Raw genomic sequence first — 25,624 nt, 5'->3', positions numbered from 1 at the left:
CGAGGCAGAGGTCAGCTGGGGCGTCAGGCCCAGCAGTCCCCGAACTTTCAGGTCAACGGACAGAGATAGGGCGGGTCGACCGGCACTGCCGGTTCTCACCGATCCTGTTTCGAGGCGTTGAACCATGCTGAAGCAAACCGCGCTGCACTCCGAACACGTCCGCCTCGGCGCCAAGCTGGTGGATTTCGCCGGCTGGGACATGCCGATCCAGTACCAGTCGCAGCTCGAGGAGCACCATGTCGTGCGCCAGAGCGCCGGCATGTTCGATGTCGCCCACATGACCGCGGTTGACCTGCACGGTCCGCGCACCCGCGAATTCCTGCGCCATCTGCTGGCCAACGACGTTGCCAAGCTGCAGCAGCCCGGCAAGGCGCTGTACAGCTGCATGCTGCGCGAAGATGCTGGCGTGATCGACGACCTGATCTGCTACTTCATGACCGAAGACTGGTTCCGTCTGGTGGTCAACGCCGGCACCACCGAAAAGGATCTGGCATGGATCGGCGCGCAGGCGGCGGCCTACGGGGTCGGGGTCAAGCCGCGCCGCGATCTGGGCATTCTGGCGGTGCAGGGGCCGCAGGCCCGCGAACAGGTCATTGCGCAGTTGCCCGAGGCGATGTGCGATGCGGTCACTGCACTGAAGCCGTTTTCGGCAGCTTATCTCGACGAGCTGTTCGTCGGACGCACCGGCTATACCGGCGAGGACGGCTTCGAGCTGATCCTGCCGCACGATCAACTGGTGGAGCTGTGGGGTCAGCTGCTGGGCGCGGGCGTTGCGCCCTGCGGTCTCGGCGCGCGCGACACGCTGCGACTGGAAGCCGGCATGAACCTGTATGGCCAGGACATGGACGAAACCACGCATCCGCTTGAATCCGGCCTCGGCTGGACCATCGCCTGGGGTGACGCCGCAGAGTCGCCGCGTGCCTTTGTCGGCCGCGCCGCGCTGGAAGCCGCGCGCAGCGCCGGTCCGCGCGGTTTCGTTGGCCTGGTGCTGGAAGGCAGGGGCATCATGCGCGCGCACATGAAGGTCCGCTTTGCCAACGGCGCAGCAGGCGAGACCACCAGTGGCGGCTTTGCGCCGACCATGAAGCAATCGATCGCGCTGGCGCGGGTCGATGCCGGCGCCGACGGTGCCTGCGAAGTGGAAATCCGCGGGCAGTGGGTTGCCGCGCGTGTCGTCAAGCCGCCGTTCGTGCGCAACGGCAAAGTTCTGGTTTAAATCATCCGGGCGGGTCCCGCCCGTATTTCTTTCTGATGGAGAGCATCCGATGAGCAATGTTCCTGCCGACCTGAAGTACGTCAAATCCCATGAGTGGCTGCGCGTCGAGTCTGATGGCAGCGTCACGATCGGCATCACCGATCACGCCCAGGCCGCACTGGGTGATCTGGTGTTCGTCGAGACGCCGGAAGCCGGTCGTCAGCTGGCGGCGGGTGACTCCTGCGCAGTGGTCGAGTCGGTCAAGGCCGCGTCTGACGTGTATGCGCCGATTGCCGGCGAAGTGCTGGCTGCCAACGACGCGCTCGGCAGTGCGCCGGAAGTGCTCAACAGCGATCCCTATGGCGAAGGCTGGATGTGGAAGATGAAGCCGTCGAACCCGGCTGAGATCGAGGCGCTGCTGGACGCCGCGGGTTATCAGGACTATCTGAAAACGCTGTAAAGGCGCCGTATTTTCTGCCGCGCCGGTGATCCGGCGCGGATGTCTATTCTTTGGAACCGACCGATGCCGTTCATTCCCCATACTTCGACCGACGTCCAGGACATGCTCAAGGCGATCGACGCGCCGAGCATCGAAGCGCTGTTCGACGAGATCCCTGCGAATCTGCGCTGCGGCCCTCTGCAGAAGGTCCCGGCCGGATTGCCCGAAATGCAGGTTGCGCAGCTGATGCACGCGCGTGCCGCTCAGGACGGGCAGGCGCTGAACTTCATCGGTGCCGGCGCCTACGAGCACCACATTCCGGCGGCAGTTTGGGAGATCACCACGCGCGGCGAGTTCTATTCCGCCTACACGCCGTATCAGGCCGAGGCCAGTCAGGGCACGCTGCAGGTACTGTACGAGTACCAGACGATGATCTGCGGGCTGACCGGCATGGAGGTGTCCAACGCCTCGATGTATGACGGCGCCACCGCGCTGGGTGAGGCGCTGTTGATGGCGATGCGCGCCAACCGCAAGCACAGCTCCGGGCGTGTACTGATGCCGCGCGCGGTGAACCCGTTCTACCGGGATGTCGTCGCTGCGACCACGCACGCGCAGGGCGTGCAGCAGATTGCGGTCGACTACTGCCCGCAGCAGGGCAAGACCCTGCTCGACGCAATGAAGCCGTATGAAGGGCAGGACATCACCGCGGTCGTGATCCAGCAGCCGAACTTCTTCGGCGTGATGGAAGATGTCGACGCGATGGTGGACTGGGCACACGCGCAGAACGCACTGGTGATCGCCGTGGTCAATCCGATGACGCTGGCACTGCTGAAGCCGCCGGGACAGTGGGGCAGCACGGGAGGAGCGGACATCGTCTGCGGCGATGGCCAGCCGCTGGGCTCGCCGCTGGCCTCCGGCGGGCCGTACTTCGGTTTCATGACGACGAAGATGGCGCTGGTGCGCGAGATGCCGGGCCGCATCGTCGGTCGTACGGTGGACCTGGAAGGCAAGCCCGGTTTCACGCTGACCCTGCAGGCGCGCGAGCAGCACATCCGTCGCGCCAAGGCCAAGTCCAATATCTGCACCAACCAGGGACTGCTGGTGACGGCGGCAACGATCCATATGTCGCTGCTGGGTCCCGAAGGGCTGGCGCAGGTCGCCTCCAGCTGCATGGCCAATACGCGCGCCTTGGTTGAGTCCCTTTCCGGCATCGACGGCGTCGAGGTCGTGCTGAGCGGCCCGCGCTTCCATGAGGCGGTGCTGCGTCTGCCCAGACCGGTGGCTCCGGTGCTGGAACAGCTCGCGGCGCAGAATGTGTTCGGCGGCTTTGATATGTCGCGGCACTATCCGGAACTGGGCAACGCGCTGCTGGTGTGCGCGACCGAGACGAAATCCGAAGCGCAGATCCAGACGTATCGGGATGCACTGGCCGCAATTCTGGCGGCGAACTGAGGAGAACGAGTCATGGCCAACATCACCCTGCGCGGCAATCCGGTCCAGACCAATGGCGAGCTGCCGGCCGTCGGTGCCGACGTTCCCGGGTTCCGCCTGGTGGGCGCGGATCTGAAGGACGTCTCGCTGCATGATTTCGATGGCAAGCGCAAGGTGTTGAACATCTTTCCGTCGATCGATACGCCGACGTGTGCGACTTCGGTGCGGCAGTTCAATCAGCGCGCTTCGCAGATGAACAACGCCATGGTGCTGTGCATCTCTGCCGATCTGCCGTTTGCACAACAGCGGTTCTGCGGCGCCGAAGGCCTGAGCAATGTGGTGATGCTGTCGCTGATGCGCGGGCGCCGCTTTGCCGAGGACTACGGCGTGCTGATCGAGACTGGACCGTTGGCCGGACTCACTGCGCGTGCCGTGGTGGTGCTGGATGAAAACGACAAGGTGATCTACCGCGAGCTGGTGCCGGAGATCGGTGCCGAGCCGGACTACGACGCCGCGCTGGGTGCGCTGAACTAGGTCCTGAACTGGCCGCCCTGCATGTGAGGGCGGCCGTGAATTGTACGAATCGAGTGTTGATCGAATGAGCGAAAAACTGATCTTCGAAGTCTCGCGTCCGGGCCGTGTGGCCCATGCGCAGAATCCTGGCAAAGGTGTGGATGTTTCCGGCATTCCCGAATCGCTGCGCCGGACTGACAAGCCGATGCTGCCGGAAGTCTCGGAAATGCAGGCGGTGCGTCACTTCACGCGCTTGTCGCAGCTGAATTTCTCGATTGACACGCACTTCTATCCGCTGGGTTCGTGCACGATGAAATACAACCCGCGCGCCTGCAATACGCTGGCGATGCTGCCGGAATTCCTGGCACGACACCCGCTGGCGCCGGAGTCGCACTCGCAGGGATTCCTGGCGTGCATGTACGACCTGCAGGAGATCCTGCAGGACGTCACCGGCATGGCGGGGGTGTCGCTGACACCGATGGCCGGCGCGCAGGGTGAGTTTGCTGGCGTGGCGATGATCATGGCCTACCACCAGTCGCGCAACGATCTTGATCGCACCGAAATCCTGGTGCCGGATGCCGCGCACGGGACCAACCCGGCGACGGCGGCGATGCACGGTTGCGTCGTGCGCGAAATTCCGACCAATGCCGACGGCGACGTCGACGTCGAGGCGCTGAAGGCCGCGGTCGGTCCGAAGACCGCCGGCATCATGCTGACCAACCCGTCGACCTTCGGCGTGTTCGAACGTCGCATCAAGGAGATCGCTGGCATCGTGCACGAGGCCGGCGGCCTGCTGTACTACGACGGCGCCAATCTCAACGCGATCCTCGGCAAGGTGCGTCCGGGTGACATGGGCTTCGACGTCATCCACATGAACCTGCACAAGACCTTCTCGACGCCGCACGGCGGTGGTGGTCCGGGTGCGGGTGCGGTCGGCATGTCGCAGCGTCTGCTGCCGTTTCGTCCGATCCCGGTCGTCGCAAAGGACGGCGAGCGTTATCGCTGGCTCGACGAGCGCGATCTGCCACAGACCATCGGCCGCTTGTCAGCATGGATGGGCAACGCCGGCGTGTTGATGCGTGCCTACATCTATGCACGCATGCTGGGCCGCGAAGGCATGCATCGCGTCGGTGAATTCGCCACGCTCAATGCCAACTATCTGGCGGCGCGGCTCAAGGCCGAGGGCTTCGACCTGGCATTCCCCAAGCGCCGCGCCAGTCACGAATTCATCGTCACCCTGAAGAAGCAGAAGGCTGAAATCGAGCTGACGGCAACCGATGTCGCCAAGCGCCTGCTCGACTATGGCTTCCATGCGCCGACGGTGTATTTCCCGTTGCTGGTGCCGGAGTGCCTGCTGATCGAGCCGACCGAATCAGAGGATCGCGAAACGCTGGACGCCTTCGTCGACGCGCTGGTGGCGATCTGGAACGAGGCCAAGGCTGACATCGCCCACGTCAAGGGTGCGCCGTACACGATGCCGGTGCGTCGTCTTGATGACGTGCGTGCGGCGCGTCAGCTGGACCTGCGCTACCAGCCCGCAGCAGTCTGAGCGACGCCGGACGAGCCGCACCATGGCAGACGGCATCAAGGGCTGGGCGCGGCTGATCCGGGCGACGCGGGTGTCCTACGTCGGTCTGGGCTGGGCACTGCGCAATGAAGAAGCATTCCGGATCGAGGTGATTCTGGTCGTGCTGCTGGCGCCGCTGGGTCTGTGGCTGGGGCACAGCGGCATCGAGCGCGCCGTGATGATGCTGAGTCTGATTCTGGTGTTGCTGGTCGAGCTGCTGAATACCGCGGTCGAGGTTGTCGTCGATCGCATCGGTCCGGAATGGCACGAATTGTCCGGGCGCGCAAAAGACCTGGGCTCGGCTGCCGTACACTTGTCGCTGTTGCAGGTCCCGCTGGTCTGGGGACTGGTATTGTTCGGCTGAGCACGGCCCATCGGCCCCCACTTCTGAGACTTCTCCATGTCTGCACTCATCTGCGGATCGTTCGCCTTCGATACGATCATGGTCTTTCCGGGACACTTCAAGAACGAAATCCTGCCGGACAAGGTGCATATCCTGAACGTTGCCTTCCTGGTGCCGCAGCTGCGGCGCGAGTACGGCGGCACTGCGGGCAACATCGCCTATAACCTGAAACTGCTCGGCGGTGATGCGCTGCCGATGGGTACGGTCGGCGCGGATTTTGACCGCTACGCCGAGTGGTTGGACGAGAACGACATCCCGCGCGACTACATCAAGACCGTGCCGGAAACCTATACCGCGCAGGCCTATATCACGACCGATCTGGACGACAACCAGATCACCGCATTCCATCCGGGCGCGATGAATCATGCCCACATCCAGGCAGTGCCGGAGCAGGGCATCAAGATTGGCACGGTGTCGCCGGACGGCCGCGAAGGCATGATCCAGCATGCCCGCCAGTTTGCCGAAGCAGGTATTCCTTTCGTGTTCGATCCCGGTCAGGGTCTGCCGATGTTCAACGGCGCCGAGCTGCGCACGTTTATCGAACAGGCGTCATATGTCGCGGTCAACGACTACGAGTCGGAACTGCTGATGGATCGGACCGACTGGTCGCTGAAGGAGATTGCCGCGCGTGTCGACGCGCTGATCGTCACGCGCGGTGGCAAGGGCGCGCACATTCATACCGCCAACAAGGTGCATGACGTGCCCTGCGCCAAGGCCGATTCGCTGACCGATCCCACCGGTTGCGGTGACGCGTTCCGCGGCGGCCTGCTGTACGGTTTGATGCAGGGCATGGACTGGCCGACCATCGGCCGCATTGCCTCGCTGATGGGGGCGTACAACATCGAGCGCCCGGGCACCCAGAATCACCGGTTTGATCTCGAGCAGTTCCGCAGCCGGTTCAAGGAAGAATTCCGCTTTGACTTCGCATAAGTTCTCACCGGCGCGACGCGCTTGATTACCCTGAAGCTTCGGGCCCGCGAGGAGCGCCGGCTGCGTGCCGGGCACCTGTGGGCGTACTCCAACGAGATCGACACCGACGAGCGTTACAAGACCATCGAGCCCGGTACGCTGTGCCGTCTGCTCGACAGCCGCGGCAAGCCGCTGGGTGTCGGTTATGTCAATCCGCGGACGCTACTGGCGCTGCGCCTGCTCAGCAGTGACGTCAGCGCACCGCTGGATCAGGCCTGGTTCGAGCGGCGTATTGCCGCGGCGCTGGCGTTGCGCGAGCGGATCTACCCGGGGCCGTACTACCGGCTGGTCTACGGCGAGGCCGACGGCCTGCCGGGACTGGTCGTCGACCGTTATGGCGCGGTCTGTGTCGTGCAGATCACCACGGCGGGTATCGAACGTCTGAAGGACGTAGTGCTGGCTGCATTGCAGGCGGTGCTGAAGCCTGAGGGTATCGTGCTGCGCAACGACAGCAGTGCGCGCGAGTTGGAAGGCTTGCCCGCCTACACCGAAGTGGTCGGCACGGTGCCGGACCGCGTCGAGATTGATGAGGACGGCGTGCGTTATGCGCTGTCGCTGACCGCCGGACAGAAGACCGGGTTCTTTTTCGACCAGCGCGACAATCGCACGCGCCTGCAACGCTATGTGCGCGGTCGCAGCGTGCTGGACGTGTTCAGCTACGTCGGCGCCTGGGCGCTGCGCTCGGCGCATTACGGCGCCTCGAAAGTCAGCTGCATCGACTCGTCCGAGTCTGCGCTGGACGCGGCCAAGGCCAATGCGGCGCTGAATGGGGTCGAGCTGGAGGCGATCCGTGGCGACGCGCTGGCTGCAATGAAAGCGCTGCGCGGTGACGCACGAACCTTTGACGTCATCGTGGTCGACCCTCCTGCGCTGATCAAGCGGCGTAAGGACCACGACGCTGGCATCGAACACTATGCGGCATTGAATCGCGCGGCGATGCAGCTGTTGCCCGGTGACGGCATTCTGATCAGCTGCTCGTGCTCGCATCATCTGGAGCCGGAACAGCTGCAACGCGTGCTGCTGCGAGAGGCGCGGGCGGCCGGCCGGCGTTTGCAGATCCTCGAGCAGGGTGGGCAAGGACCGGATCATCCGGTGCATCCGGCGATCGTCGAAACGCGCTATCTGAAGGCCTTTGTCTGTCGCGTCATCAACGGCTAGGCCAGACCGGTGACGGCGTGCGCAGCGCCGTCATCTTCGCAACAGTACAATCGCGCGCATGCTCGTTCATCCTGATATCGATCCCGTCGCCGTCCATCTCGGCCCGCTGGCCGTGCACTGGTACGGCATCATGTATCTGCTGGGCTTCCTCGGGTTCTGGTGGTTCGGCACGCGCCGCGCGCAGATGGCGCACATCCAGTGGCCCAAGGAACGCGTCTCCGACCTGCTGTTCTACGGGGTCATGGGCGTCATCCTGGGCGGCCGCATCGGATACACGGTGTTCTACAACTTCAAGGGCTTCGTTGCCGAACCCACCGTGATCTTCCGTATCTGGGAAGGCGGCATGTCGTTTCACGGTGGCCTGATCGGTGTGCTGGTCGCGTTCGCCTGGTTCGGGCACGTACACAAGCTGAAATTTTTTGAAGTCGCCGACTTCGCCGCGCCGATGATTCCGCTGGGCCTGTTTACCGGGCGTATCGGCAACTTCATCAACGGCGAGTTGTGGGGCGCACCGACAAACCTGCCCTGGGGCATGGTGTTCCAGAAGGCCGGTTCGCTGCCGCGGCATCCATCGATGCTGTACGAAGCCATTCTCGAAGGCCTGGTGCTGTTTCTGATCCTGTGGTTCTACGGCAAGAAACCACGCCCGCGGATGGCGGTGTCGGCGCTGTTCCTGATCGGTTACGGTGTCTTTCGGACGATGGTCGAGTTCGTGCGTCTGCCGGACGCGCATATCGGTTATCTCTATGGCACCGGCTGGATCACCGAAGGCATGGTATTGAGTCAGCCGATGTGGCTGGCCGGAGCGGTGATGCTGATCTGGGGCTACCGCAAGCGTCGTGTGGGCCGCTAGGCTGGCATCTCTGGTGCTGTACATTGCGGCAAGGTTCGGCGTCGCTGAGTACGCTGGACGCTATACGGAGCGACCCTTGCAGGACATCGAGGCATGAGTGCCGGGGCTACGGGGCGTGTTCGTCTGAGCTTTGGCGAAACGCTGAAAATCCTGGGCCCGTATTTCTACGAAAATCTGCTCGAACAGCTGCGCGCGGTGTGGTTCATTGTCGCGTATCTGCTGCTGTTCCAGATCCTGGTGCTTGGCTTGCCGATCGTGCATGCAGTGATGATCGGCGTCGGCATCGCGATCGTCGCGCTGGGGCTGATGTTTTTCATGGAGGGACTGCGTCTCGGCCTGATGCCGCTGGGCGAGACCATTGGCGCGATTCTGCCGCGCAATTCCTCGCTGCCGGTGATTCTGCTGTTCGCGTTTCTGCTGGGGTTGGGCGCAACCTTTGCCGAGCCGGCGATTGCGGTACTGCGCAGTGCCGGGGCTGATGTGCAACCGCAGCAGATGCCACTGCTGTACAGCCTGCTCAACGATTTTCCTGATCAGCTGGTGGCTGTCGTTGGTGTCGGTGTCGGCGTTGCGGTGATGTTCGGCATTCTGCGTTTCTTTCTGGGCTGGAGCCTGAAAGCCATCGTTCTGCCGCTGGTGGTGTTGTTGTGCGCGTTGACGGTCTATGCGCACACCAGCGACGTGTTGCAGCCAGTGTTGGGGTTGGCATGGGACTGCGGTGCGGTCACGACCGGTCCGGTCACGGTGCCGCTGGTGCTGGCACTCGGCATCGGGGTCTGCCGCATCGTCGGCGACGGCGACAGTGGCAATGCGGGATTCGGCATCGTGACCCTGGCTTCGCTGTTTCCGATTCTCGCCGTCTTGCTGCTGGGTTTGTGGCATGTGCAGCAGGACGACTACTACGGGCGCGCGAACTATGCAGGCGCGGTGGCCGCGATCGAAGCGCAGGCTTCGCCGATACAGCCGCGCAACACAACCGAACCCGATGGTTTCAGCGAGGAGGAGTTCCGCAAGTTTCTGAAGAGCGGGGTTCCGCCGAGTGACTACCGTTTGCGCTTCCAGGGCGGATACAGCGAGCTCGTGGATGGCCGCATTGTTGTGGATGCTGCCAGTCTGGTGCTGGAAAAACGCCAGCTGCTGCAGTCCAAGGTGGTATCGCGCGAGACCTGGGATCCGCAGCTGCGACTGCTGCAGGAACTGAAGCAGGGTGCGATGGTGGCGCTGCGCGCGATCGTGCCCTTGTGCCTCTTTCTGCTGGTGACCTTGCGACTGGTGCTGCCGGAGCGACTGCGCAATCGCGACGAGATTTTCATCGGTGTCATGTTCGCCTTGGCGGGTATGAGTCTGTTCATGCTTGGCATGACATTGGGGCTGACGCCGCTGGGCGCGCAACTGGGCAGCAACGTGCCCCTGAGTTTTGCAACGCTGACGCCGTGGGGTGCCGAAGGTCTGCATGAGCCGCTGTTCGCCACGCAGACCGCCGGCAAGGTGCTGGCCGCGGTGTTCGGGTTTTTCCTCGGCTACGGCGCCACGCTGGCGGAGCCGGCGCTGAACGCATTGGGCCGCACGGTCGAAAAGATCACCATCGGGGCATTCAAGAAGTCCCTGCTGATGCAGTCGGTCGCACTGGGCGTCGGTGCCGGTATCGCGGTTGGCGTGATCAAGATCGCGTTCGATATCCCGCTGGAATACCTGCTGGTTCCGCCGTATCTGCTGCTGCTGGTGCTGACGGCGATTTCCTCAGAGGAGTTCGTCAATTTTGGTTGGGACAGTGCCGGCGTCACCACCGGGCCGATCACGGTGCCGCTGGTGCTGGCCATGGGCCTGGGTATTGGCGCCAACGTACCCGGTGTCAGTGACGGATTCGGCGTGCTGGCGCTGGCTTCGGTCGGCCCGATCGTGACGGTGCTCGGCGTCGGTCTGCTGGTGTCGCGTTCCCGCCGTGGGGATGCCGCCTTAGTCAAGGTGTCATGAGCAGCACTTTCCGCGTGCTGCACAAGGTTTCGGTGGTGGCGGCGATCCTGCCGCCGGCCAGTGCCAAGCCGGTGATCGAGCAGCTGTTTGCCTCGGGAGAGCGCAATGCCTTCGTCACCAATGCGCGCGGCACGCTGATCCGTGATCAGTGGGTGCAGCGGTTTCTGCCGCTGATCAGTCCCGAAAAGGAGATCCTGCGCTTCCTGGTTCCGGACTCGCAGGTGGATGGCGTGATCCGCGACATTGCCCACGCCGCTGGTTTGCGTTACCCGGGCGCCGGTGCCGTGTACTCGGTGCCCTGCGATGATCTGTACCACACCCCGGATTTTCCGATCTGGAAGGATCATGAATCCGAAGAGGAGGCCGTCGACGCGTCAATTGCCTTGCGCGAGAACCTTTCGCTGCTGTCGTGCATCGTGCAGCCTGAGCAGACCGAGGCGGTGTCGCGTGCCGCGATGCAGGTCGGTGCGCATGGTCCGGTCGTGTTCTATTGCGAAGGTCGCGGCTTGCGTGATCGCCTGGGCTGGCTGCGTATCACCAAGAAGCGCACCAAGGAAGTCGTGACGCTGATCGTCGACAACGCCGACGCCGACGCCGTCATCGCGGCGATCAGCATGGCGGCACGGTTGGAGATGCCCGGTCGCGGATTTCTGTATCGCATGCCGGTGCAGAAAGGCATCGTCAGCCTGGCCAGCATCGTCGGCAGCCGCAATTACGCTGCGGATATGCAGCAGGTCATTGGTGCGATCGATGCCCTAATGGGGAACACTGACTGGCGCCGTCGTGCGGTCGTGCGTCTTGACGGCGGAGCACAGGCGGCGGGGCTGAGGCTTGGCGATGACGAACGGGCCATTGCGCCACTGGCTCAGACCCGACTGACATTCATCTCGGGGCAGGTGCACACTCAGCTGCTTCTGGGCGCGGCGCTGCGGGCCGGCGCCTCGGGTGCGAATGTGATGTCGGCGCGCTTCATCGAGGCGGAATCCCGGGTAGCGATGGGACGTCGCCTGAACCGCGAACGCAACTGGGTGCAGACCGTGATGCCCAGCGACCGCGCACAGGTGGTATTGCAGGCGGTGATGCGCGCCGCTGAAGCCGCTGGTGTAACCGAAACCTGTCTGTTTGCGCAGCCAGTGACACAGGTTGTGACCTATCGCGCCCGCATCGTTGATGCAGAAACGCCGCAGCTCACTTACCGCGGGGCGGCCGTCGAGTCCTGACACTGCAGCGCTCGTGCCTCCTGCGAGATTGGCGCGCTTCAGACCAGTTCTCTGCACAGGCCTCGTCGGTACTGAATCGTGTCGAGCGGGCGCTATACTTTGAGCATGTGGACGATCAGCGGAATCGGTTGATGGCGATCCAGAAACATTCAGTCGCAGTGGCGATAATCGCCTTGATACTGGCTGGTTGTGACAGCGGTTCATCGTCGTCCGAACGCGAAGCAGCCCTCGACGTTCGAGCCATCGACGGGGCCGGCAACAATCCGAACGATCCCACGATGGGAGAAGCTGGCCATCCGCTGCTGCGCGAGGCCGATGCGGCGTTTGCCGATGGTTTTTCGGCGCCTGCAGGTCCGGAGCGACCGAATCCGCGAGCAGTGAGCAGCGGCGTCTGCCGGCAGGATGTGTCGCGGCCCAATCGCCGCGGCGCGTCTGATTTTCTATGGCAGTGGGGGCAGTTTCTCGATCACGATCTCAGTCGGTCACCGGAGGCGAGCCCGAAGGAGCCACTTGGCATTCCGGTACCGCCCGGCGATCCGCAATTCGATCCAGGCGTGACAGGTGCCGTGGTGATCGATTTCAATCGCAGCAGCTTTGATCCGCTCAGCGGGATCAATGGACCGCGCGAGCAGATGAACACGCTGACCGCGTACATCGACGCCAGCAATGTCTATGGCTCGGATCCGGTCAGGGCGGATGCATTGCGCACTCACGATGGCACGGGCCGCCTCCGGATCAGTCCCCAAGGGTTTCTGCCGTTCAATGACGCGGGATTCGATAACGCGCCGTCGCCCAATGATTCCAGTCTGTTCCTGGCTGGAGATGTACGCGCGAATGAACAATTGGGCTTGACTGCGATGCATACCCTTTTCGTTCGTGAACACAACCTGGTTGCGGATCGTATCCATCAACGAGATCCGGCGCTCTCGGACGAACGCATCTACCAGCGTGCGAGAGCCATTGTCGGCGCCGAGGTGCAAGCGATCACCTACAACGAGTTCCTGCCGATTCTGCTCGGCCCCGGAGTGCTTGCGCCGTATGCGGGTTATGACGCGGATGTGAATGCGCGCATGATGAACGAGTTCACCTCAGTCGCCTTTAGAGTCGGGCATAGCATGGTGTCACCGGTGCTGCGGAGATTGGAATCCGAAGGAGCGTCGGTTGCAGCGGGTGACCTGCCGCTGCGTGACGCCTATTTTCAGCCGCAGCGCCTGCTGACCGACGGCGGGATCGACCCGATCCTGCGTGGGCTGGCATCGCAGACAGCACAGGAAATCGATCCATTCATCGTTGATGATCTGCGTAATTTTCTGTTCGGCTCGCCTGGTTCAGGCGGCTTGGATCTGGCCGCTCTTAATATCCAGCGCGGGCGCGATCACGGCATGCCGAGCTACAACGGTATGCGATTGGCTTTTGGTCTGCCGGCCAAGACGCGGTTTGACGAGATCTCCAGTGATCCTGAAATCGTTCAGCGCCTGCAGCAGACCTATGGCAGTGTCGATCTGATCGATCCGTGGATCGGCGGGCTGTCCGAGGACCATGTTCCCGGCGCATTGGTGGGCGAGTTGTTTATCAGGATCATTGCGGACCAGTTCGAGAGATTGCGCGATGGCGACCGCTACTGGTACCAGAATCCCGACATTCAGATGCTGACGCCTGAGGATCGCTCGAGGGTCGAGTCGACAACGCTGGCGCGAGTGATTCGTGACAATACGGCGATCGGCAACGAGATTTCCGACGCGGTTTTTCTCGTCGCGCGTTGAGGCAGATTGCTCCCGTGATGCGGAGGCAAAACCATTGCCTCGGTAGCTCGTCTGCATCCATCAGCGGTTGTCGTGGTCAGGGTGACGATCCGCTGTTTCCTGCACGAGACGGCTCCGGCCCACTGACCAAGCTCTAGGGTGTGGGGCCGCTGCTTTCCGCAGCGATTCGCTTGCCTTTTTGGTGCTCTGACGGATGCGGTGTGAATCGCTGACAGGCGGGATCGCTGGATCAGTGGCAGATCTTGATGGCGCCAATAAATTCATAAGCAATTGAATAATAATTAAAAGATATCCGCTCGATTGGGCATTCCGCGGGCGTCGTTGCGGCAGGGGTGCGTGCTGAAATCATGTGATCCGTCTGGCGCTTGGCTATCATCCTGGTTCACTGGTGGGATATGTGCACTTGATGGGGGTGGTCATGTTTCAGGCGATCAATAAGCGATCCGTCTCGGACGAAGTGTTTGATCAGTTGTGCAATCGCATCGTCAGCCGGGAGTTGAAGGCCGGGGACGAGCTGCCGTCTGAGCGCTTGCTGTCCGAAATGCTGGGCGTCAGTCGCAACGCGGTTCGTGAGGCGATCAAGCGCCTTCAGCAAGCTCGCCTGGTCGAGGTGAAGCATGGCGGCATGACCACGGTGCTGGACTACCGGATGGAAGCCGGAGCGGATCTGCTGCCGAGTCTGTTGTTCGACCGGCAGGGCAAGATCCAGGTTGATGTGGCACGCGGCATCGTGCGCATGCGTCAGGTGCTTTCGCCGGAAATTGCCGGTGACGCCGCAGTCCATGGTCGCGACATCACCGCCGATCGTCTGGACGCCATCGTTGACGGCATGGTGGCGGCGATCGCACCCGCTGAGCTGCAGCGTCTCGCGTTCGAGTTCTGGGACGTGCTGGTCGACGGCAGCGGCAATATTGCCTATCGCCTGGCGTTCAATTCCCTGCGCAAGACCTACGAGCCGATCTGGGATCTGTTGACCCAGATGCTGGGTCGCGACCTGCGCAAGCTGGACACCTTTCGGCAGCTCGCGGCGCTGGTCCGGCAGGGTGCCCGTGAAGAAGCCATGCATTGTGCGCGCGAGTACATCGACAGCAGCAGCAATGCGATCTACCAGTTTCTTGATCTGTATGAGCGCCATGCTCAACAAAAAATCAAATGACGCTTCGAGGGGGATCGTCAATGAAGACCAGTGTGAATCAAGCCCAGAGTGCTGAGCCGGTGAACCCGACGACGGGTAGCGCGTTTTTCAAGGCGTTTTACAGCTACATGAGTCCGAAGATTCTGACGGCGCTTGCGGTTGGCCTGATCGGCTTTCGTCTCTATCTCGGCGACTGGAGTTACGCGGATCTGATTGCACCGTTGTGCATCCTGGCGTTCTGGCCGGTGCAGGAATGGTTGATCCACGTCTATCTGCTGCACATGAAGCCGCGCAGGATCTTTGGCATCAACTTTGATCTCAGCGTCGGTCGTTCGCATCGTGCACATCACGCGAATCCTTCGGATCTGCGCGACATCACGATCAACAAGGAAGTGTTTCCGACAGTGGTGCCGATACTGTTGGGACTGGCCTACTGGCTGTTCCCGACCATTGAGCTGGCGACGGGTGCCATGGCGACGTACTTCGCGCTGGCATTGCACTACGAGTTCTGTCACTTCCTCGGGCACACGACATGGTGTCCGCCGATCGAGTACTACCGTCGCCGTCAACGCATGCATCGACTGCATCACTACCGTGATGAGAAGCTGTGGTGGGGCGTTTCAACCGGTCTGGGGGATCTGTTGCTGGGGACGGCCCCGGATCTGAAGACGGTCGAGAAGTCGCCGACCGTACACAACGTTCATGGGCTGTTATCAGAAGAGTCGCGGTGAACTGAGTTCTTCGGATGCCGGCAAGGCGCCCGCTGCGCTCGTGTAAATTGCTGTCGCAGGAAGATGTGTAAAAAGTCGGGGGAGTTGCTCAGGCGCAACTAAATTAAAAAGTAGCAGGGGGAGGAGACAATGCTACTGATTTCATCGGTGCTGTTCGGCGCGCCTCAGGCGCGCTCGCATTTTCGTGGCGTGCGCGTTGCAGGTGCATTCCTGATGGTGTGCGCGCTGCTCGCAGTTACGCCAGTATTTGCGCAGGAAGACGCTGGCTCGGACTTTGATTTCGACAGCCTGTTCGGTGATGCCTCGCCTGAAGGTCAGGACGCTCGGAACGACGTGCAGAAACCGCCGGATCATTCTGCCGACGCATCCGACGCATCCGACGCATCCGACGCATCCGACGCATCCGACGCATCCGACGCATCCGACGCATCTGACGCATCCGACGCATCCGACGCATCTGACGCATCTGGCGCATCTGATGTGTCAGACGCATCAGACTCTTCGGAATCGCCGCAGCATGACGAAGGCCAGCTCGACGTCATCACCTTGCCGGAAAAGAACGTCCCGGAGGCGAGATCGCGCCCCACGCGCAAGGCATTGGAGGAGATCGTCGTCACCGCGCAGAAGCGTCCAGAGGACATCCAGTCCGTACCCTTGTCGGTGACCGCGATCGGTGGCGAGGACATCGTCGACAAGAACATGGGCGACATGAACGAAGTCGCCAACTACGTGCCCAATCTGGACGTGCTCGCGACACCATCGTTTCCAAGCATCTACATGCGTGGCCTGGGGTCCAGCTACAACCGCGGGTTCGAACAGTCGGTCGCGATCCTGATCGACGAGGTCTACTACGGCCGAGCGTCTTACATCAATCAGGCCATGCTCGATCTCGCAGCCATCGAGGTCTTGCGTGGCCCCCAGGGCACCCTGTTCGGCAAGAACGCTTCTGCAGGCGCGATTCATTTCCGTACGGCGATGCCGGAGCCGGACTTCAGTCTCAAGGCGGATGTGCTGCTCGGGGACCGGAACCAGCAACGTGTTCGGCTGACCGCAACCGGCCCGCTGACTGACAACTTGAACTGGCGCGCGGCGGTGATGAATCAAACGCGTGACGGCAGCGTATACAACTCGACCATCGGCATCGACGAGGAAAACCATGACAACCAGGCGGCGCGCCTGCGGTTTGTGTGGGATCCGATCGATGCCCTCACCGTTGGTCTGACATTGAATGCGAGCGTCATGGGCCAGCACGGCGAGGGAAGTCAGCTGATTCGCGCGCGCGACCGGCATCTTGCGGCGATGCAGGTGTTTGACCCACGCACGTCGGCCGATCCGTTCGACGAGCTGACGGCCAAGGACAGCCAGGGGCGGATCGCCCGGGATGCCTATGACGCCACCCTCAAGGCGGATTGGACGCTGGATGGTGACTCCGTGCTGACCAGCATCACCAACTACACGTGGCTGAATGAACTCGTGCGGATGGACGCTGACTTCTCGCCGATCCCTTTTCTGATCCTGGATAACAACGAGGCGTTGCGCCAGTACAGCCAGGAATTGCGCATCACCTCGCCACCGGGAGATATCGAGTTTGTTGGCGGTCTGTTCTACATGCGATCGGATCTGACGGCCAATTACAACATCCGCGAATTTCTGACCTTGAATGAGCTGCTTCAGGTCACCGGGGAACTCGAGCGTATGGCCTGTCTGCAGTCGCCTGATCCGCAAGCTTGTCAGGATCAGGTGCTGGACGACGCAACCAGCGGCCGCCTGGCCGGCGAACTGATCCAGGCGCGCCAGGCGCTGGAGGGCGGGGCCACGCCGGTCGAAACGGAGCTGACGCGCTTCGGGCAGGTCACCGACAGCGCCGCACTGTTCGGGCAAGCAACGTGGCATTTTGCCGAACGTTGGTCCGCCACCTTCGGTGGTCGACTGAACTATGAAACCAAGGCGCTCGATACGACGCATCGGCTGCTCAACAACCGTACCGGCAGCGAAGGCAACGCAGTGATCACCGGCGACGCCTGCGAGCAGCTGTTGCCGCTCGATCTCCCTTTGCTTGGAGGCATCCCGTCGCCGGTGAACTATTGCGTCGGCCCGAATCCGCTGGGCTCGACGATCTTCCCGATCATCATCACCGGCGATACACAGTTCGACGCCCAGCGCGAGCGCAAGACCTTCAACTTCATCCCGAAGGCGTCGGTTCAGTTCGACATCAACGATGCGGCGATGGCTTATTTCACCGCAGCGCAGGGCTACAAGTCGGGTGGATTCACCGGTCAGCCGGTAAACGCGATCAATCTGGAGTTCGACGACGAAACGGCGCTGACCTATGAGCTGGGCGCGAAGTCGGAATGGCTGGGCGGTGCAGCACGCCTGAATGCGTCACTGTTCTACACCGACTTCAACGATCTGCAGGTGTCGACTTTCAACGGCGTCGCCTACGTTGTCGAGAACGCGGCTTCGGCGACGATCTACGGTCTGGAATACGAAGGCCTGCTGATGACGCCGTATGGCGTCCTGCTCGGGCTGAACGGCGCGCTGACTCATTCGGAATATTCCGAATTCGATCGCGCGGCGTGCACGGCCGAAGACACCAACCCGCCGCCGTGTGACCTGACCGGTCGCCGCCTGCGGCTGGTTCCGACCCTTAAATCGACTTTCACCGCCGGATGGCAGGGTACGCTGTTCGATCTGCCGTTCCTGACACTGGCCGGCATGACCGCCAGCTATACGACGGAGGTTCCCCTGGCTACCGACCTGGACCCGATCGATACCCGCGTTGCCAGCACCACGTATGGACTGCAGCTGGGCATCAAGTCGCATGACGATACCTGGCACGTGACCTTGTTCGGCGACAACGTCACCAGCCATGAATCTCTCGCGGCGGCGCAGGACTCGCCGGGCTTCCGCGGAACCCACTTCGGCGGTGTCTATCCCAGCGCGAGTTATGAGCTCGAAATTGGCTATCGCTTCTGAGCACGCCCGCGTACGGCGGCGCCGAAAGCGGCTCACTGCGGTTGGCGTGATGGCCGCTTTCCTGTTGTCATCGTTTCAGGCGTGGGGTGGCGCTTCCGATGTCTGGCGTCTCGACAGGAACGAGGACGGTATCCAGGTGTCCAGTCGTTTAGTTGAAGGGTCGTCGGTCCGTGCAATCAGGGCCGAGGTCGATATCAAAGCTTCGTTCGCACGCACCGTCGCGTTGCTGCTCGATGCTTCGATGCGACCCCGGTGGGACGAGATCTGTGTCGAGGCGTCGGTGTACGCGCAGGTTTCGGACGTCGAAGACCTGATCTATGTGCACAATGCTCTGCCGTGGCCGGTGAATGACCGCGACATGGTGATGCGCCGCACCTGGGCGATTGCTGCCGACGGCTCCAGCGCGCAGATTCGTGCGACCGCCGAAAATGGCGTGCTGCCGAAGGTTGCGGGTCGTGTCCGTGTCGATCAGGCCGATGGTGTCTGGACCGTCGTTCGCACCGGTGAATCCAGCGTCCGGGTCAGCACCGAAATACACGTCGATCCGGGCGGGCCGGTTCCGGCCTGGCTGATGAATTCGCTTTCGGTTCAGGGCCCGTACAACGCCTTGCGCAACATTCGGCAGCTGCTGGAGTCGGGCGACGACTCGCCCGGCGCTGATCAGCACGCTCGCAATCGACTTCAGGCGATGGAGGGTTCGTAGGCGTGCGTGCGACGTCAGCGGGGGAGGGCGCGGCTCGTGATTGCGATGCCAAAAAAAAGATGAACATCAGGGCGAAGAGACGCACGACCTGGCGACAGATCCAGGTCCTGAACCGATACTCCCATCGTTCGGGCTTTCACGCCTTGGTGCTGACCAATGTTCTGAAAATATCGGCCATCCTCGCGCTGCTGGTCGGGGCCTATCTGCTGGTCGAACCGTATCTGGGCAGTTACCAGATCAAGCTCCGGGCATTTGTCGAGGAAAGCCTGCCGCCGGCGTACGTCTTCCCGCTGTTCTACGTATCGGAGTCGATACTGGGCATGATCCCGCCGGATCTGTTCATGCTGTGGGCGCGATCGCGGTTTCCCGAAACGCCCTACCTGATGGTCACGATACTGGCGGTGATCTCGTATCTCGGCGGGATCACGGCGTACGCGATCGGAAGCCGGATCGAGCACATTCCCCGGGTTCATGCCTATCTCTTCGAGCGTCACGCCCAGCACGTGCGCTTCATGCGCAAGTGGGGCGGTGCGTTCATCATCGTCGCGGCGTTGTTGCCGATTCCGTTCGCCATTGCCAGCACCATCGCTGGTATGGTCGAGTACCCATTCAGAACGTACCTGGTGTACGGCTTGGCGCGTTTCGTCAGGTTCTATTCCTACGCGTTGGTACTTTTTAACGTGATTTAGACCTTTATGAAATACGACATCATCATTGCCAATGGGCACTACTTCGACGGGTCGATGCCTTCGGACGACGCCGCGGCTCTGGGGCCGGTCCGGCATCTCGGCATCGTCAACGGCAAGGTGGCGGCGGTCAGCGCCGAACCGCTGATGCCCGGGGAATCCACCCGGGTCATCGATGCCAGCGGGCGCTGGGTCTGTCCCGGTTTCATCGAGGCGCACTCGCACTACGATGCCGAAATCATCGCCGCCCCCGAGCTGGCCGAGTCCGTGCGCCACGGCGTGACGACGGTGATGACCGGCATCTGCTCCATCTCCATGGTGTGTGCCGAACCGGAAGACTGTTCGGATCTGTTCACGCGCGTCGAGGCGGTGCCCCGCGCACAGGTCCTGCCGCTGCTGAACAAGCTCAAGCGCTGGCGCTCACCGACGGAATTCCGCAACTTTTTCGAGAACCACCCGCTGGGTCCCAACCTTGCGCCCTTCATCGGCCACTCGGATATCCGCGTGCGCGCGATGGGTCTGGAGCGCGCGGTGAGTGGTGTGGTTCCGACTGAAGAAGAAATGCGGACCATGGAGCAGCTGCTGGAAGAGGCGCTGGACGCGGGCTTTGCCGGCCTCTCCACGATGACGACGAAGCTGGACCGCATGGATGGTGATCGGGCCTGGGCCAAGCCGCTGCCCTCCACGTATGCGCACTGGCGCGAATATCGTCGCCTGCACGCGATCCTGCGCCGCCGTGGCCGGGTACTGCAATCCGCGCCGGATGCGGTGGGCAAGATCAACATCGTGGCGTTCTTTCTCAGTGCGATGGGCTGGTTCCGCAAGGCGCTGAAGATGTCGCTGCTGACGGTGCTGGATCTCAAGTCCATGCCCAATCTGTACTTTCTCGGTCCGTTGGGCGGGTGGTTTGCCAACACGGTGCTGAGAGCCAATCTGCGTTGGCAGTTCCTGCCGTCGCCATTCATCATTTACGCCTACGGACTCGACTTCAATTCCTTCGGCGAGCTGGCCGACGCGCGCATCCTGCGCGATATCAAGAACCCGGAGGACATGTACGCGGAGGCGGCCAAGCCGGAGTTCCGCGCCATCCTGCGCCGGAACATGAAATCGATGCTCTCCGCCGGCCTGTGGCATCGCGAGTTCGCCGACGCCTGGGTCGTGGAATGCCCGGATGCGTCGCTGGTCGGCAAGAACTTTGCCGAGATTGCGCGGGAGCGCCAGCGCGATCCGATTGATACCTTCCTCGATCTGGCGCTGGAATACCGCGAACGCCTGCGCTGGGGCGTGCAGTTTGCCGGTGAGCGCGTTCACGTGATGCGCAAGCTGTGCAGGAACCGGCAGGTCCATATCGGATTCGCGGACTCCGGCGCCCACCTGAAGAATCTGGCGTCCTACAACTTCCCGTTGTGCATGCTCAAGTACGTGCGTGATGCCGAGCTGGAGGGCAAGCCGTTCATGTCGATCGGGCACGCCATTCACCGGCTGACCGGCGAGCTTGCGGACTGGTATGGCGTCGAGGCCGGACATATCCGGGTGGGCGATCGCGCCGATGTCGTCGTCGTCAACCCGGAAGGACTCGGGCCCGAGGTCTTCGACATGCACGATGCGGAGTTCCCGGCGTTTCAGATGACCCGTCTGGTCAACCGCAATGACAACGCGGTCGATGCGGTCCTGATCAACGGCAAGCTCGCCTACGATCGCGATCACGGCTACGCCGAGGATCTGGGCAAGGCCACCGGCTATGGTCAGTTCCTGCCGGCACGTCCGGATGCGGAGGACGCCCGCGGTCTGCACCTGGCCGGCAAGCCGGCCCATTGACGCACCGGGAAGAGGTCGCCGGCCAGCGGCGCGCCGTGCCATCGGTCCGGCGAGTCGCCTGTGTGGCGCGGTGCAGGGGGCATCGGTGACTGACCTGCTGCCGCTCTGGCGCGATCTGCTGCTGGGCGGATTCATTCTGCTGGCCTATACCACCGAGGCCATGACCGGCTTCGGCAGCATCGTCATCGCGCTGTCGCTGGGGGCACTGATTCTGCCGATCGATGACGTGCAGACGGTTCTCGTCCCACTGAACATCTGCATGACCGGTTTTCTGAGCTGGCGTCACCGGAATCACATCGACTGGCGCCTGCTGGGGCGGCTGATCATGCCGTTCATGCTGGCGGGGACGGTGCTCGGCTACTGGGTGCAGCCGGTGCTGGGCGGCGCGCTGCTGAAGGTCGGTTTTGCGCTGCTGGTGCTGTGGTTCGTCCTGCGTGAATTGCGCCGCGCCGCGCGTGGCCATGTTGCGGCACCCAAGTCCGGCTGGTGGAGCCGCGGCATCGTCCTGGGTGCGGGGGTGACCCATGGCCTGTTTGCTTCGGGCGGGCCGCTGCTGGTGTACGGACTCGCGGGGCTGAGCCTCGACAAGGCGCGTTTTCGCGCTACGCTGATTCTGGTCTGGTTCTCCCTCAACAGCCTGCTGACGCTGCTGTACCTGAACCAGGGGCGGCTGCAGCCCCTGGCGCCGCATGTGCTGGCGTATCTGCCGCTGATTCCGCTCGGCATCGTGCTGGGGGAGCGCCTGCACCACCGTGTCGACGAGGTCACGTTCCGTCTGTGGATCTATCGCGTGCTGGCGGTCTCGGCATCGGCGCTGCTGCTGGCCAGTCTGTTGCAGCTCGGCTGAGTGCGGTCTTCCCGGCGGGCTCAGGGTTCCGCGGCGGCGCGCGGCCGCTCGATGCCAAAGACGAGCACATCGATAACCGGGCGCCATGACGCGGTCTGGTCGGCGGTGGTGCGGTGGCGCAGCTGCATGCCGACTTTCTCGGCCACGCCGATCGACGCGATGTTCGCCGGGTCGATCACTGCGCCTATCGACGCCAGACCCAGTCGGGTCCAGGCATGGTCGACAATCGCGGCGGCCGCTTCGGCGGCGTAGCCGCGGCGCCAATGCGCTTTCCAGATCCACCAGCCGATGTCGTGGCTGGGATTCCGGTCCAGCGGCTGCGCGCCCGCGACGCCGATCACTTCGCCGGTCTCGCGCAGGACCAGGGCGCCCATGCACATGCCCGTGCGGGTGAGATTGGCGTTCTGGCGCGCGAAGAAGACATCGATCTGCGCCGATGACATCGGCGAGCCGTTCACGTATCGCATCATCTCCGCGTCCTCCGCCATGCGGGCGAATGCGGGGCGGTCGTCGGGCTGCCACGGCCGGATCAACAGGCGGTCGGTTTCGATGTCATAGCTCATGTGCGGATGCCTGCTTCGGGGGTTTCGATCATTTCGGTCTAGAATGGGCGCTGTCCGGGACCATTGACGACGAGAGCCCAGCGCCGCCATGCAGCAGTATCTTGATCTGATGCGCCATGTTCTTGAACACGGCGTGCACAAGGAGGACCGGACCGGCACCGGCACCAGGTCCGTGTTCGGCTACCAGATGCGCTTCGATCTCCAGCGGGGATTTCCGCTGGTGACGACCAAGAAGCTGCATCTGCGTTCGATTATCCATGAGCTGCTGTGGTTTCTGCGCGGCGAGACCAATATCGGATATCTGAAGGAGAACGGCGTTTCGATCTGGGACGAGTGGGCCGACGCCAACGGCGAGCTCGGTCCGGTCTACGGCAAGCAGTGGCGGTCGTGGCCGGCGCCCGATGGTCGTGCGATCGATCAGATGCAGTTGCTGCTGGATCAGATTCGCGGCAATCCGGACTCACGGCGCCTGATCGTGTCGGCCTGGAATGTCGGTGAGCTGGACCAGATGGCGCTGATGCCGTGCCACGCGTTCTTTCAGTTCTACGTCGCCGAGGGGCGCCTGTCGTGCCAGCTGTACCAGCGCAGTGCCGACATTTTCCTGGGCGTGCCGTTCAACATCGCGTCCTACGCACTGTTGATGATGATGATCGCCCAGGTCACCGGACTGAAGCTCGGCGATTTCGTCTGGACCGGCGGTGACTGTCATCTGTACAGCAATCATCTGGAGCAGACGCGCGAGCAGCTGTCGCGAACGCCGCGTGCCTTGCCGAAGATGACGCTCAATCCGGAAGTGAGCGATCTGTTTGCATTCCGCTACGAAGATTTCACGCTGTCCGACTATGAGCCGTGGCCGCACATCAAGGCACCAGTCGCGGTTTGACCATGGGGGTTCCGATGACATCGAGGCTGTCTCAGGTTGTTGCCACCGCTCGACCGAATTTCATGGTGCTTTCGCCGCTGTGCGTTTTGCTCGGCATCGCGGCGGCGATCCATCAGACCGGATCGATTGCCCCCGGCCTGACGATCCTGGTGCTGCTCGGCGGCACGCTGGCGCACGCCGCGGTCAATCTGCTCAACGAGTACGAGGATTTCCGCTCCGGCCTGGACTCCATCACGCTGCGTACACCGTTCAGCGGGGGCAGTGGAACGCTGCCGGCGCATCCGGATGCGGCGGCGGCCACGTTGCTGGCGGGGGTTGCCTGCCTGGTCGCGACCGCGGGAATCGGGCTCTACGTGGCCTGGGTCCGCGGCGCCGGTATCGTGCCGCTGGGGCTGCTGGGTCTGGTCATTGTTGTGGCCTACACCCGCTGGATTACGCGCAGCCCGTTGTTGTGTCTGCTGGCTCCCGGCGTCGGCTTTGGTCCGCTGATGGTGATTGGTACCGCCTATGTGCTGACGGGACGCTATGACTCGATTGCAGTGCTTGCCTCGCTGGTGCCGTTTTTTCTGGTCAGCGATCTGTTGCTGATCAATCAGTTTCCCGACGTCGAGGCGGATCGGCAGATCGGTCGGCGTCATCTGCCGATCGTGATCGGTCGCGTCGCCAGTGCGCGCATCTATGCTGCCTTCGTGCTGGCGCCGTTCGCGGTGATTGGTGCAGGCTGCGCGTCCGGAGTGTTTCCGATGATGGCAGCGCTGGGCCTGCTGGCGCTGCCGGCTGCGGTGATTCTGGCGACGCAAGTCACACGCCGTGCGCAGGACGATCAGGCACTGATGCCGATGCTGGGTCTCAACGTCGCGGTGGTGCTGGGCACCATCCTGCTGTTCGCCCTGGGTTTGATGCTGTAACGCATGTCGCGGATGCGAACGGCGCACACGGTGCGCGCACTGTTGTCGATGATGGGGGGGCGGCGGCTGCAGTGCTTTCTGCCTGTTCTGGTGGGCCGTATCCGCTGTGCGACGTCAAGACCCTGTTTCCCGATCCGCCGAGGCCGCTGGACGCCACCTATCAGGTGGATGGTCGAACATTGCACTACGTTGAGATGCCGGGTTCGGAGCAGACGCGGATCCTGTTCATCCACGGCAGCCCCGGCAGCTGGGAAGCCTGGGCCGCCTATCTGCGCGATCCGGCGCTGCAACGCATGGGCACCCTGATCGCACCGGATCGAGCTGGCTACGGCCGGTCGGTCGGCGCCGCGGATCCGAACATGGCCGCGCAGGGCAGGCTGCTGGCGCCACTGCTCGGCAAAGGCGAGGCTTCGACCATCGTCGTGGGCCATTCGCTGGGCGGGCCGATTGCAGCGCAACTGGCGCTCGACTATCCCGGACAGGTGCGCGCCGCAGTGCTGATCGCGCCATCGATGGCGCCGGAGTACGAGCATCCGCGCTGGTACAACCTCCTGGGCGATACCTGGATTGCGCGCTGGCTCGCGCCGGACGAGTTACTGAAGTCCAATGCGGAGATGCTGCCGCTGCGTGAGGAACTGCAGGCGCTGATGCCGCGCTGGTCTTCGCTGCGGGTGCCGACCGTGGTGATCCAGGGTGAGCATGACCGGCTGGTTGATCCGCGCACTGCAGACTTCGCAGAGCGCGTTTTACCGGCGCGCTGGGCGCGAATCGAGCGTCTGGCGGACGCCGGGCATTTCGTGTTGTGGAAGCAGCCGCAGATTGTCGTGGACGCGATCCAGGCGGTGAATCAGCGGGCGCTGCTGGGCACACAGCATCTTCCCTAGGCACA

The 25,624-nt window shown here is 62.8% G+C and carries 23 protein-coding genes; 22 read left to right on the top strand and 1 reads right to left on the bottom strand.

Going from position 1 to position 25,624, the window contains the following annotated elements:
• Nucleotides 1-124 precede the first annotated feature (124 nt).
• From gcvT to E4T66_RS10395, 19 genes are all read left to right on the top strand, one after another.
• On the top strand, nucleotides 125-1,216 hold the full coding sequence (gcvT, locus tag E4T66_RS10490) for a glycine cleavage system aminomethyltransferase GcvT (RefSeq protein WP_136848969.1): 1,092 nt from the start codon (nucleotides 125-127) through the stop codon (nucleotides 1,214-1,216).
• A gap of 49 nt (nucleotides 1,217-1,265) precedes the next feature.
• The gene (gcvH, locus tag E4T66_RS10485; RefSeq protein WP_136848968.1) at nucleotides 1,266-1,655 is read left to right on the top strand and encodes a glycine cleavage system protein GcvH; all 390 of its coding nucleotides are present in this window, start codon (nucleotides 1,266-1,268) and stop codon (nucleotides 1,653-1,655) included.
• Between the two features lie 63 nt (nucleotides 1,656-1,718).
• Nucleotides 1,719-3,086, top strand: a complete 1,368-nt coding sequence (gene gcvPA, locus E4T66_RS10480) for an aminomethyl-transferring glycine dehydrogenase subunit GcvPA (protein ID WP_136848967.1) — start codon at nucleotides 1,719-1,721, stop codon at nucleotides 3,084-3,086.
• A gap of 12 nt (nucleotides 3,087-3,098) precedes the next feature.
• Entirely contained in the window at nucleotides 3,099-3,599 is a 501-nt protein-coding gene (gene tpx, locus E4T66_RS10475) for a thiol peroxidase (protein WP_136848966.1), read from the top strand.
• Nucleotides 3,600-3,663: 64 nt separating this feature from the next.
• Nucleotides 3,664-5,127 (top strand): aminomethyl-transferring glycine dehydrogenase subunit GcvPB, encoded by a 1,464-nt coding sequence (gcvPB, locus tag E4T66_RS10470; protein ID WP_136848965.1) that lies wholly within the window; start codon nucleotides 3,664-3,666, stop codon nucleotides 5,125-5,127.
• Nucleotides 5,128-5,149: 22 nt separating this feature from the next.
• A complete protein-coding gene (locus E4T66_RS10465; RefSeq protein ID WP_136848964.1) occupies nucleotides 5,150-5,509 on the top strand; it encodes a diacylglycerol kinase in 360 nt (119 codons plus the stop codon).
• A 36-nt stretch (nucleotides 5,510-5,545) separates the two neighbouring features.
• Nucleotides 5,546-6,478, top strand: coding sequence for a carbohydrate kinase family protein (locus tag E4T66_RS10460; protein WP_136848963.1), 933 nt, complete (start codon nucleotides 5,546-5,548; stop codon nucleotides 6,476-6,478).
• Nucleotides 6,479-6,499: 21 nt separating this feature from the next.
• Nucleotides 6,500-7,675 carry a class I SAM-dependent rRNA methyltransferase gene (locus E4T66_RS10455; RefSeq protein ID WP_136848962.1) on the top strand — a complete coding sequence of 392 codons (1,176 nt, stop codon included), beginning with the start codon at nucleotides 6,500-6,502 and terminating at the stop codon, nucleotides 7,673-7,675.
• Nucleotides 7,676-7,733: 58 nt separating this feature from the next.
• Nucleotides 7,734-8,528 (top strand): prolipoprotein diacylglyceryl transferase, encoded by a 795-nt coding sequence (lgt, locus tag E4T66_RS10450; RefSeq protein ID WP_136848961.1) that lies wholly within the window; start codon nucleotides 7,734-7,736, stop codon nucleotides 8,526-8,528.
• A 93-nt stretch (nucleotides 8,529-8,621) separates the two neighbouring features.
• Nucleotides 8,622-10,502: a DUF1538 domain-containing protein gene (locus tag E4T66_RS21565; protein WP_211242859.1), complete on the top strand. Its 1,881-nt coding sequence runs from the start codon at nucleotides 8,622-8,624 to the stop codon at nucleotides 10,500-10,502.
• Complete coding sequence (locus tag E4T66_RS10435) at nucleotides 10,499-11,722, top strand: P-II family nitrogen regulator (RefSeq protein WP_136848960.1); 1,224 nt, start codon at nucleotides 10,499-10,501, stop codon at nucleotides 11,720-11,722. Before E4T66_RS21565 ends, E4T66_RS10435 begins: the two co-directional genes overlap by 4 nt.
• Nucleotides 11,723-11,853: 131 nt before the next feature.
• A complete protein-coding gene (locus tag E4T66_RS10430) occupies nucleotides 11,854-13,485 on the top strand; it encodes a peroxidase family protein (RefSeq protein WP_136848959.1) in 1,632 nt (543 codons plus the stop codon).
• 406 nt (nucleotides 13,486-13,891) lie between these two features.
• On the top strand, nucleotides 13,892-14,641 hold the full coding sequence (locus E4T66_RS10425; RefSeq protein ID WP_136848958.1) for a FadR/GntR family transcriptional regulator: 750 nt from the start codon (nucleotides 13,892-13,894) through the stop codon (nucleotides 14,639-14,641).
• Nucleotides 14,642-14,661: 20 nt separating this feature from the next.
• Nucleotides 14,662-15,351: a sterol desaturase family protein gene (locus E4T66_RS10420; protein WP_169577567.1), complete on the top strand. Its 690-nt coding sequence runs from the start codon at nucleotides 14,662-14,664 to the stop codon at nucleotides 15,349-15,351.
• A gap of 129 nt (nucleotides 15,352-15,480) precedes the next feature.
• Nucleotides 15,481-18,327 (top strand): TonB-dependent receptor, encoded by a 2,847-nt coding sequence (locus E4T66_RS10415; RefSeq protein ID WP_136848956.1) that lies wholly within the window; start codon nucleotides 15,481-15,483, stop codon nucleotides 18,325-18,327.
• Nucleotides 18,328-18,376: 49 nt separating this feature from the next.
• Nucleotides 18,377-19,030: an START domain-containing protein gene (locus E4T66_RS10410; protein ID WP_169577566.1), complete on the top strand. Its 654-nt coding sequence runs from the start codon at nucleotides 18,377-18,379 to the stop codon at nucleotides 19,028-19,030.
• Between the two features lie 59 nt (nucleotides 19,031-19,089).
• A complete protein-coding gene (locus E4T66_RS10405; protein ID WP_136848954.1) occupies nucleotides 19,090-19,719 on the top strand; it encodes a YqaA family protein in 630 nt (209 codons plus the stop codon).
• Between the two features lie 6 nt (nucleotides 19,720-19,725).
• Entirely contained in the window at nucleotides 19,726-21,534 is a 1,809-nt protein-coding gene (locus tag E4T66_RS10400; RefSeq protein WP_136848953.1) for an N-acyl-D-amino-acid deacylase family protein, read from the top strand.
• Nucleotides 21,535-21,619: 85 nt separating this feature from the next.
• Nucleotides 21,620-22,381, top strand: coding sequence for a sulfite exporter TauE/SafE family protein (locus E4T66_RS10395; RefSeq protein ID WP_211242858.1), 762 nt, complete (start codon nucleotides 21,620-21,622; stop codon nucleotides 22,379-22,381).
• Between the two features lie 20 nt (nucleotides 22,382-22,401).
• On the opposite strand, the gene E4T66_RS10390 is transcribed toward E4T66_RS10395, so the two are convergent.
• Nucleotides 22,402-22,944 carry a GNAT family N-acetyltransferase gene (locus tag E4T66_RS10390; RefSeq protein ID WP_169577565.1) on the bottom strand — a complete coding sequence of 181 codons (543 nt, stop codon included), beginning with the start codon at nucleotides 22,942-22,944 and terminating at the stop codon, nucleotides 22,402-22,404.
• An 88-nt stretch (nucleotides 22,945-23,032) separates the two neighbouring features.
• Between E4T66_RS10390 and E4T66_RS10385 the strand changes: the two genes are divergently transcribed.
• From E4T66_RS10385 to E4T66_RS10375, 3 genes are all read left to right on the top strand, one after another.
• A complete protein-coding gene (locus E4T66_RS10385) occupies nucleotides 23,033-23,827 on the top strand; it encodes a thymidylate synthase (protein WP_136848950.1) in 795 nt (264 codons plus the stop codon).
• Between the two features lie 14 nt (nucleotides 23,828-23,841).
• Nucleotides 23,842-24,735 carry a prenyltransferase gene (locus E4T66_RS10380; protein ID WP_136848949.1) on the top strand — a complete coding sequence of 298 codons (894 nt, stop codon included), beginning with the start codon at nucleotides 23,842-23,844 and terminating at the stop codon, nucleotides 24,733-24,735.
• Nucleotides 24,736-24,806: 71 nt separating this feature from the next.
• Nucleotides 24,807-25,619 carry an alpha/beta fold hydrolase gene (locus E4T66_RS10375; RefSeq protein ID WP_136848948.1) on the top strand — a complete coding sequence of 271 codons (813 nt, stop codon included), beginning with the start codon at nucleotides 24,807-24,809 and terminating at the stop codon, nucleotides 25,617-25,619.
• Nucleotides 25,620-25,624: the final 5 nt, after the last annotated feature.

This window comes from Sinimarinibacterium arenosum (assembly GCF_005047655.1).
Lineage (GTDB): Bacteria > Pseudomonadota > Gammaproteobacteria > Nevskiales > Nevskiaceae > Solimonas.
This window is presented reverse-complemented; position numbering and strand designations above follow the sequence as displayed.

Excerpts from the sequence above, each read along its gene's own strand:
- E4T66_RS10430 (WP_136848959.1), top strand. The coding sequence starts at position 11,854 with ATGGCGATCCAGAAACATTCAGTCGCAGTGGCGATAATCGCCTTGATA.
- E4T66_RS10405 (WP_136848954.1), top strand. The coding sequence starts at position 19,090 with ATGAACATCAGGGCGAAGAGACGCACGACCTGGCGACAGATCCAGGTC.
- gcvH (WP_136848968.1), top strand. The coding sequence starts at position 1,266 with ATGAGCAATGTTCCTGCCGACCTGAAGTACGTCAAATCCCATGAGTGG.
- E4T66_RS10465 (WP_136848964.1), top strand. The coding sequence starts at position 5,150 with ATGGCAGACGGCATCAAGGGCTGGGCGCGGCTGATCCGGGCGACGCGG.
- E4T66_RS10435 (WP_136848960.1), top strand. The coding sequence starts at position 10,499 with ATGAGCAGCACTTTCCGCGTGCTGCACAAGGTTTCGGTGGTGGCGGCG.
- E4T66_RS10460 (WP_136848963.1), top strand. The coding sequence starts at position 5,546 with ATGTCTGCACTCATCTGCGGATCGTTCGCCTTCGATACGATCATGGTC.
- tpx (WP_136848966.1), top strand. The coding sequence starts at position 3,099 with ATGGCCAACATCACCCTGCGCGGCAATCCGGTCCAGACCAATGGCGAG.
- E4T66_RS10385 (WP_136848950.1), top strand. The coding sequence starts at position 23,033 with ATGCAGCAGTATCTTGATCTGATGCGCCATGTTCTTGAACACGGCGTG.
- E4T66_RS10380 (WP_136848949.1), top strand. The coding sequence starts at position 23,842 with ATGACATCGAGGCTGTCTCAGGTTGTTGCCACCGCTCGACCGAATTTC.
- gcvPB (WP_136848965.1), top strand. The coding sequence starts at position 3,664 with ATGAGCGAAAAACTGATCTTCGAAGTCTCGCGTCCGGGCCGTGTGGCC.
- E4T66_RS10410 (WP_169577566.1), top strand. The coding sequence starts at position 18,377 with ATGGCCGCTTTCCTGTTGTCATCGTTTCAGGCGTGGGGTGGCGCTTCC.
- E4T66_RS10390 (WP_169577565.1), bottom strand. The coding sequence starts at position 22,944 with ATGAGCTATGACATCGAAACCGACCGCCTGTTGATCCGGCCGTGGCAG.
- E4T66_RS10420 (WP_169577567.1), top strand. The coding sequence starts at position 14,662 with ATGAAGACCAGTGTGAATCAAGCCCAGAGTGCTGAGCCGGTGAACCCG.
- gcvT (WP_136848969.1), top strand. The coding sequence starts at position 125 with ATGCTGAAGCAAACCGCGCTGCACTCCGAACACGTCCGCCTCGGCGCC.
- lgt (WP_136848961.1), top strand. The coding sequence starts at position 7,734 with ATGCTCGTTCATCCTGATATCGATCCCGTCGCCGTCCATCTCGGCCCG.
- E4T66_RS10415 (WP_136848956.1), top strand. The coding sequence starts at position 15,481 with ATGCTACTGATTTCATCGGTGCTGTTCGGCGCGCCTCAGGCGCGCTCG.
- E4T66_RS21565 (WP_211242859.1), top strand. The coding sequence starts at position 8,622 with ATGAGTGCCGGGGCTACGGGGCGTGTTCGTCTGAGCTTTGGCGAAACG.
- E4T66_RS10425 (WP_136848958.1), top strand. The coding sequence starts at position 13,892 with ATGGGGGTGGTCATGTTTCAGGCGATCAATAAGCGATCCGTCTCGGAC.
- E4T66_RS10400 (WP_136848953.1), top strand. The coding sequence starts at position 19,726 with ATGAAATACGACATCATCATTGCCAATGGGCACTACTTCGACGGGTCG.
- gcvPA (WP_136848967.1), top strand. The coding sequence starts at position 1,719 with ATGCCGTTCATTCCCCATACTTCGACCGACGTCCAGGACATGCTCAAG.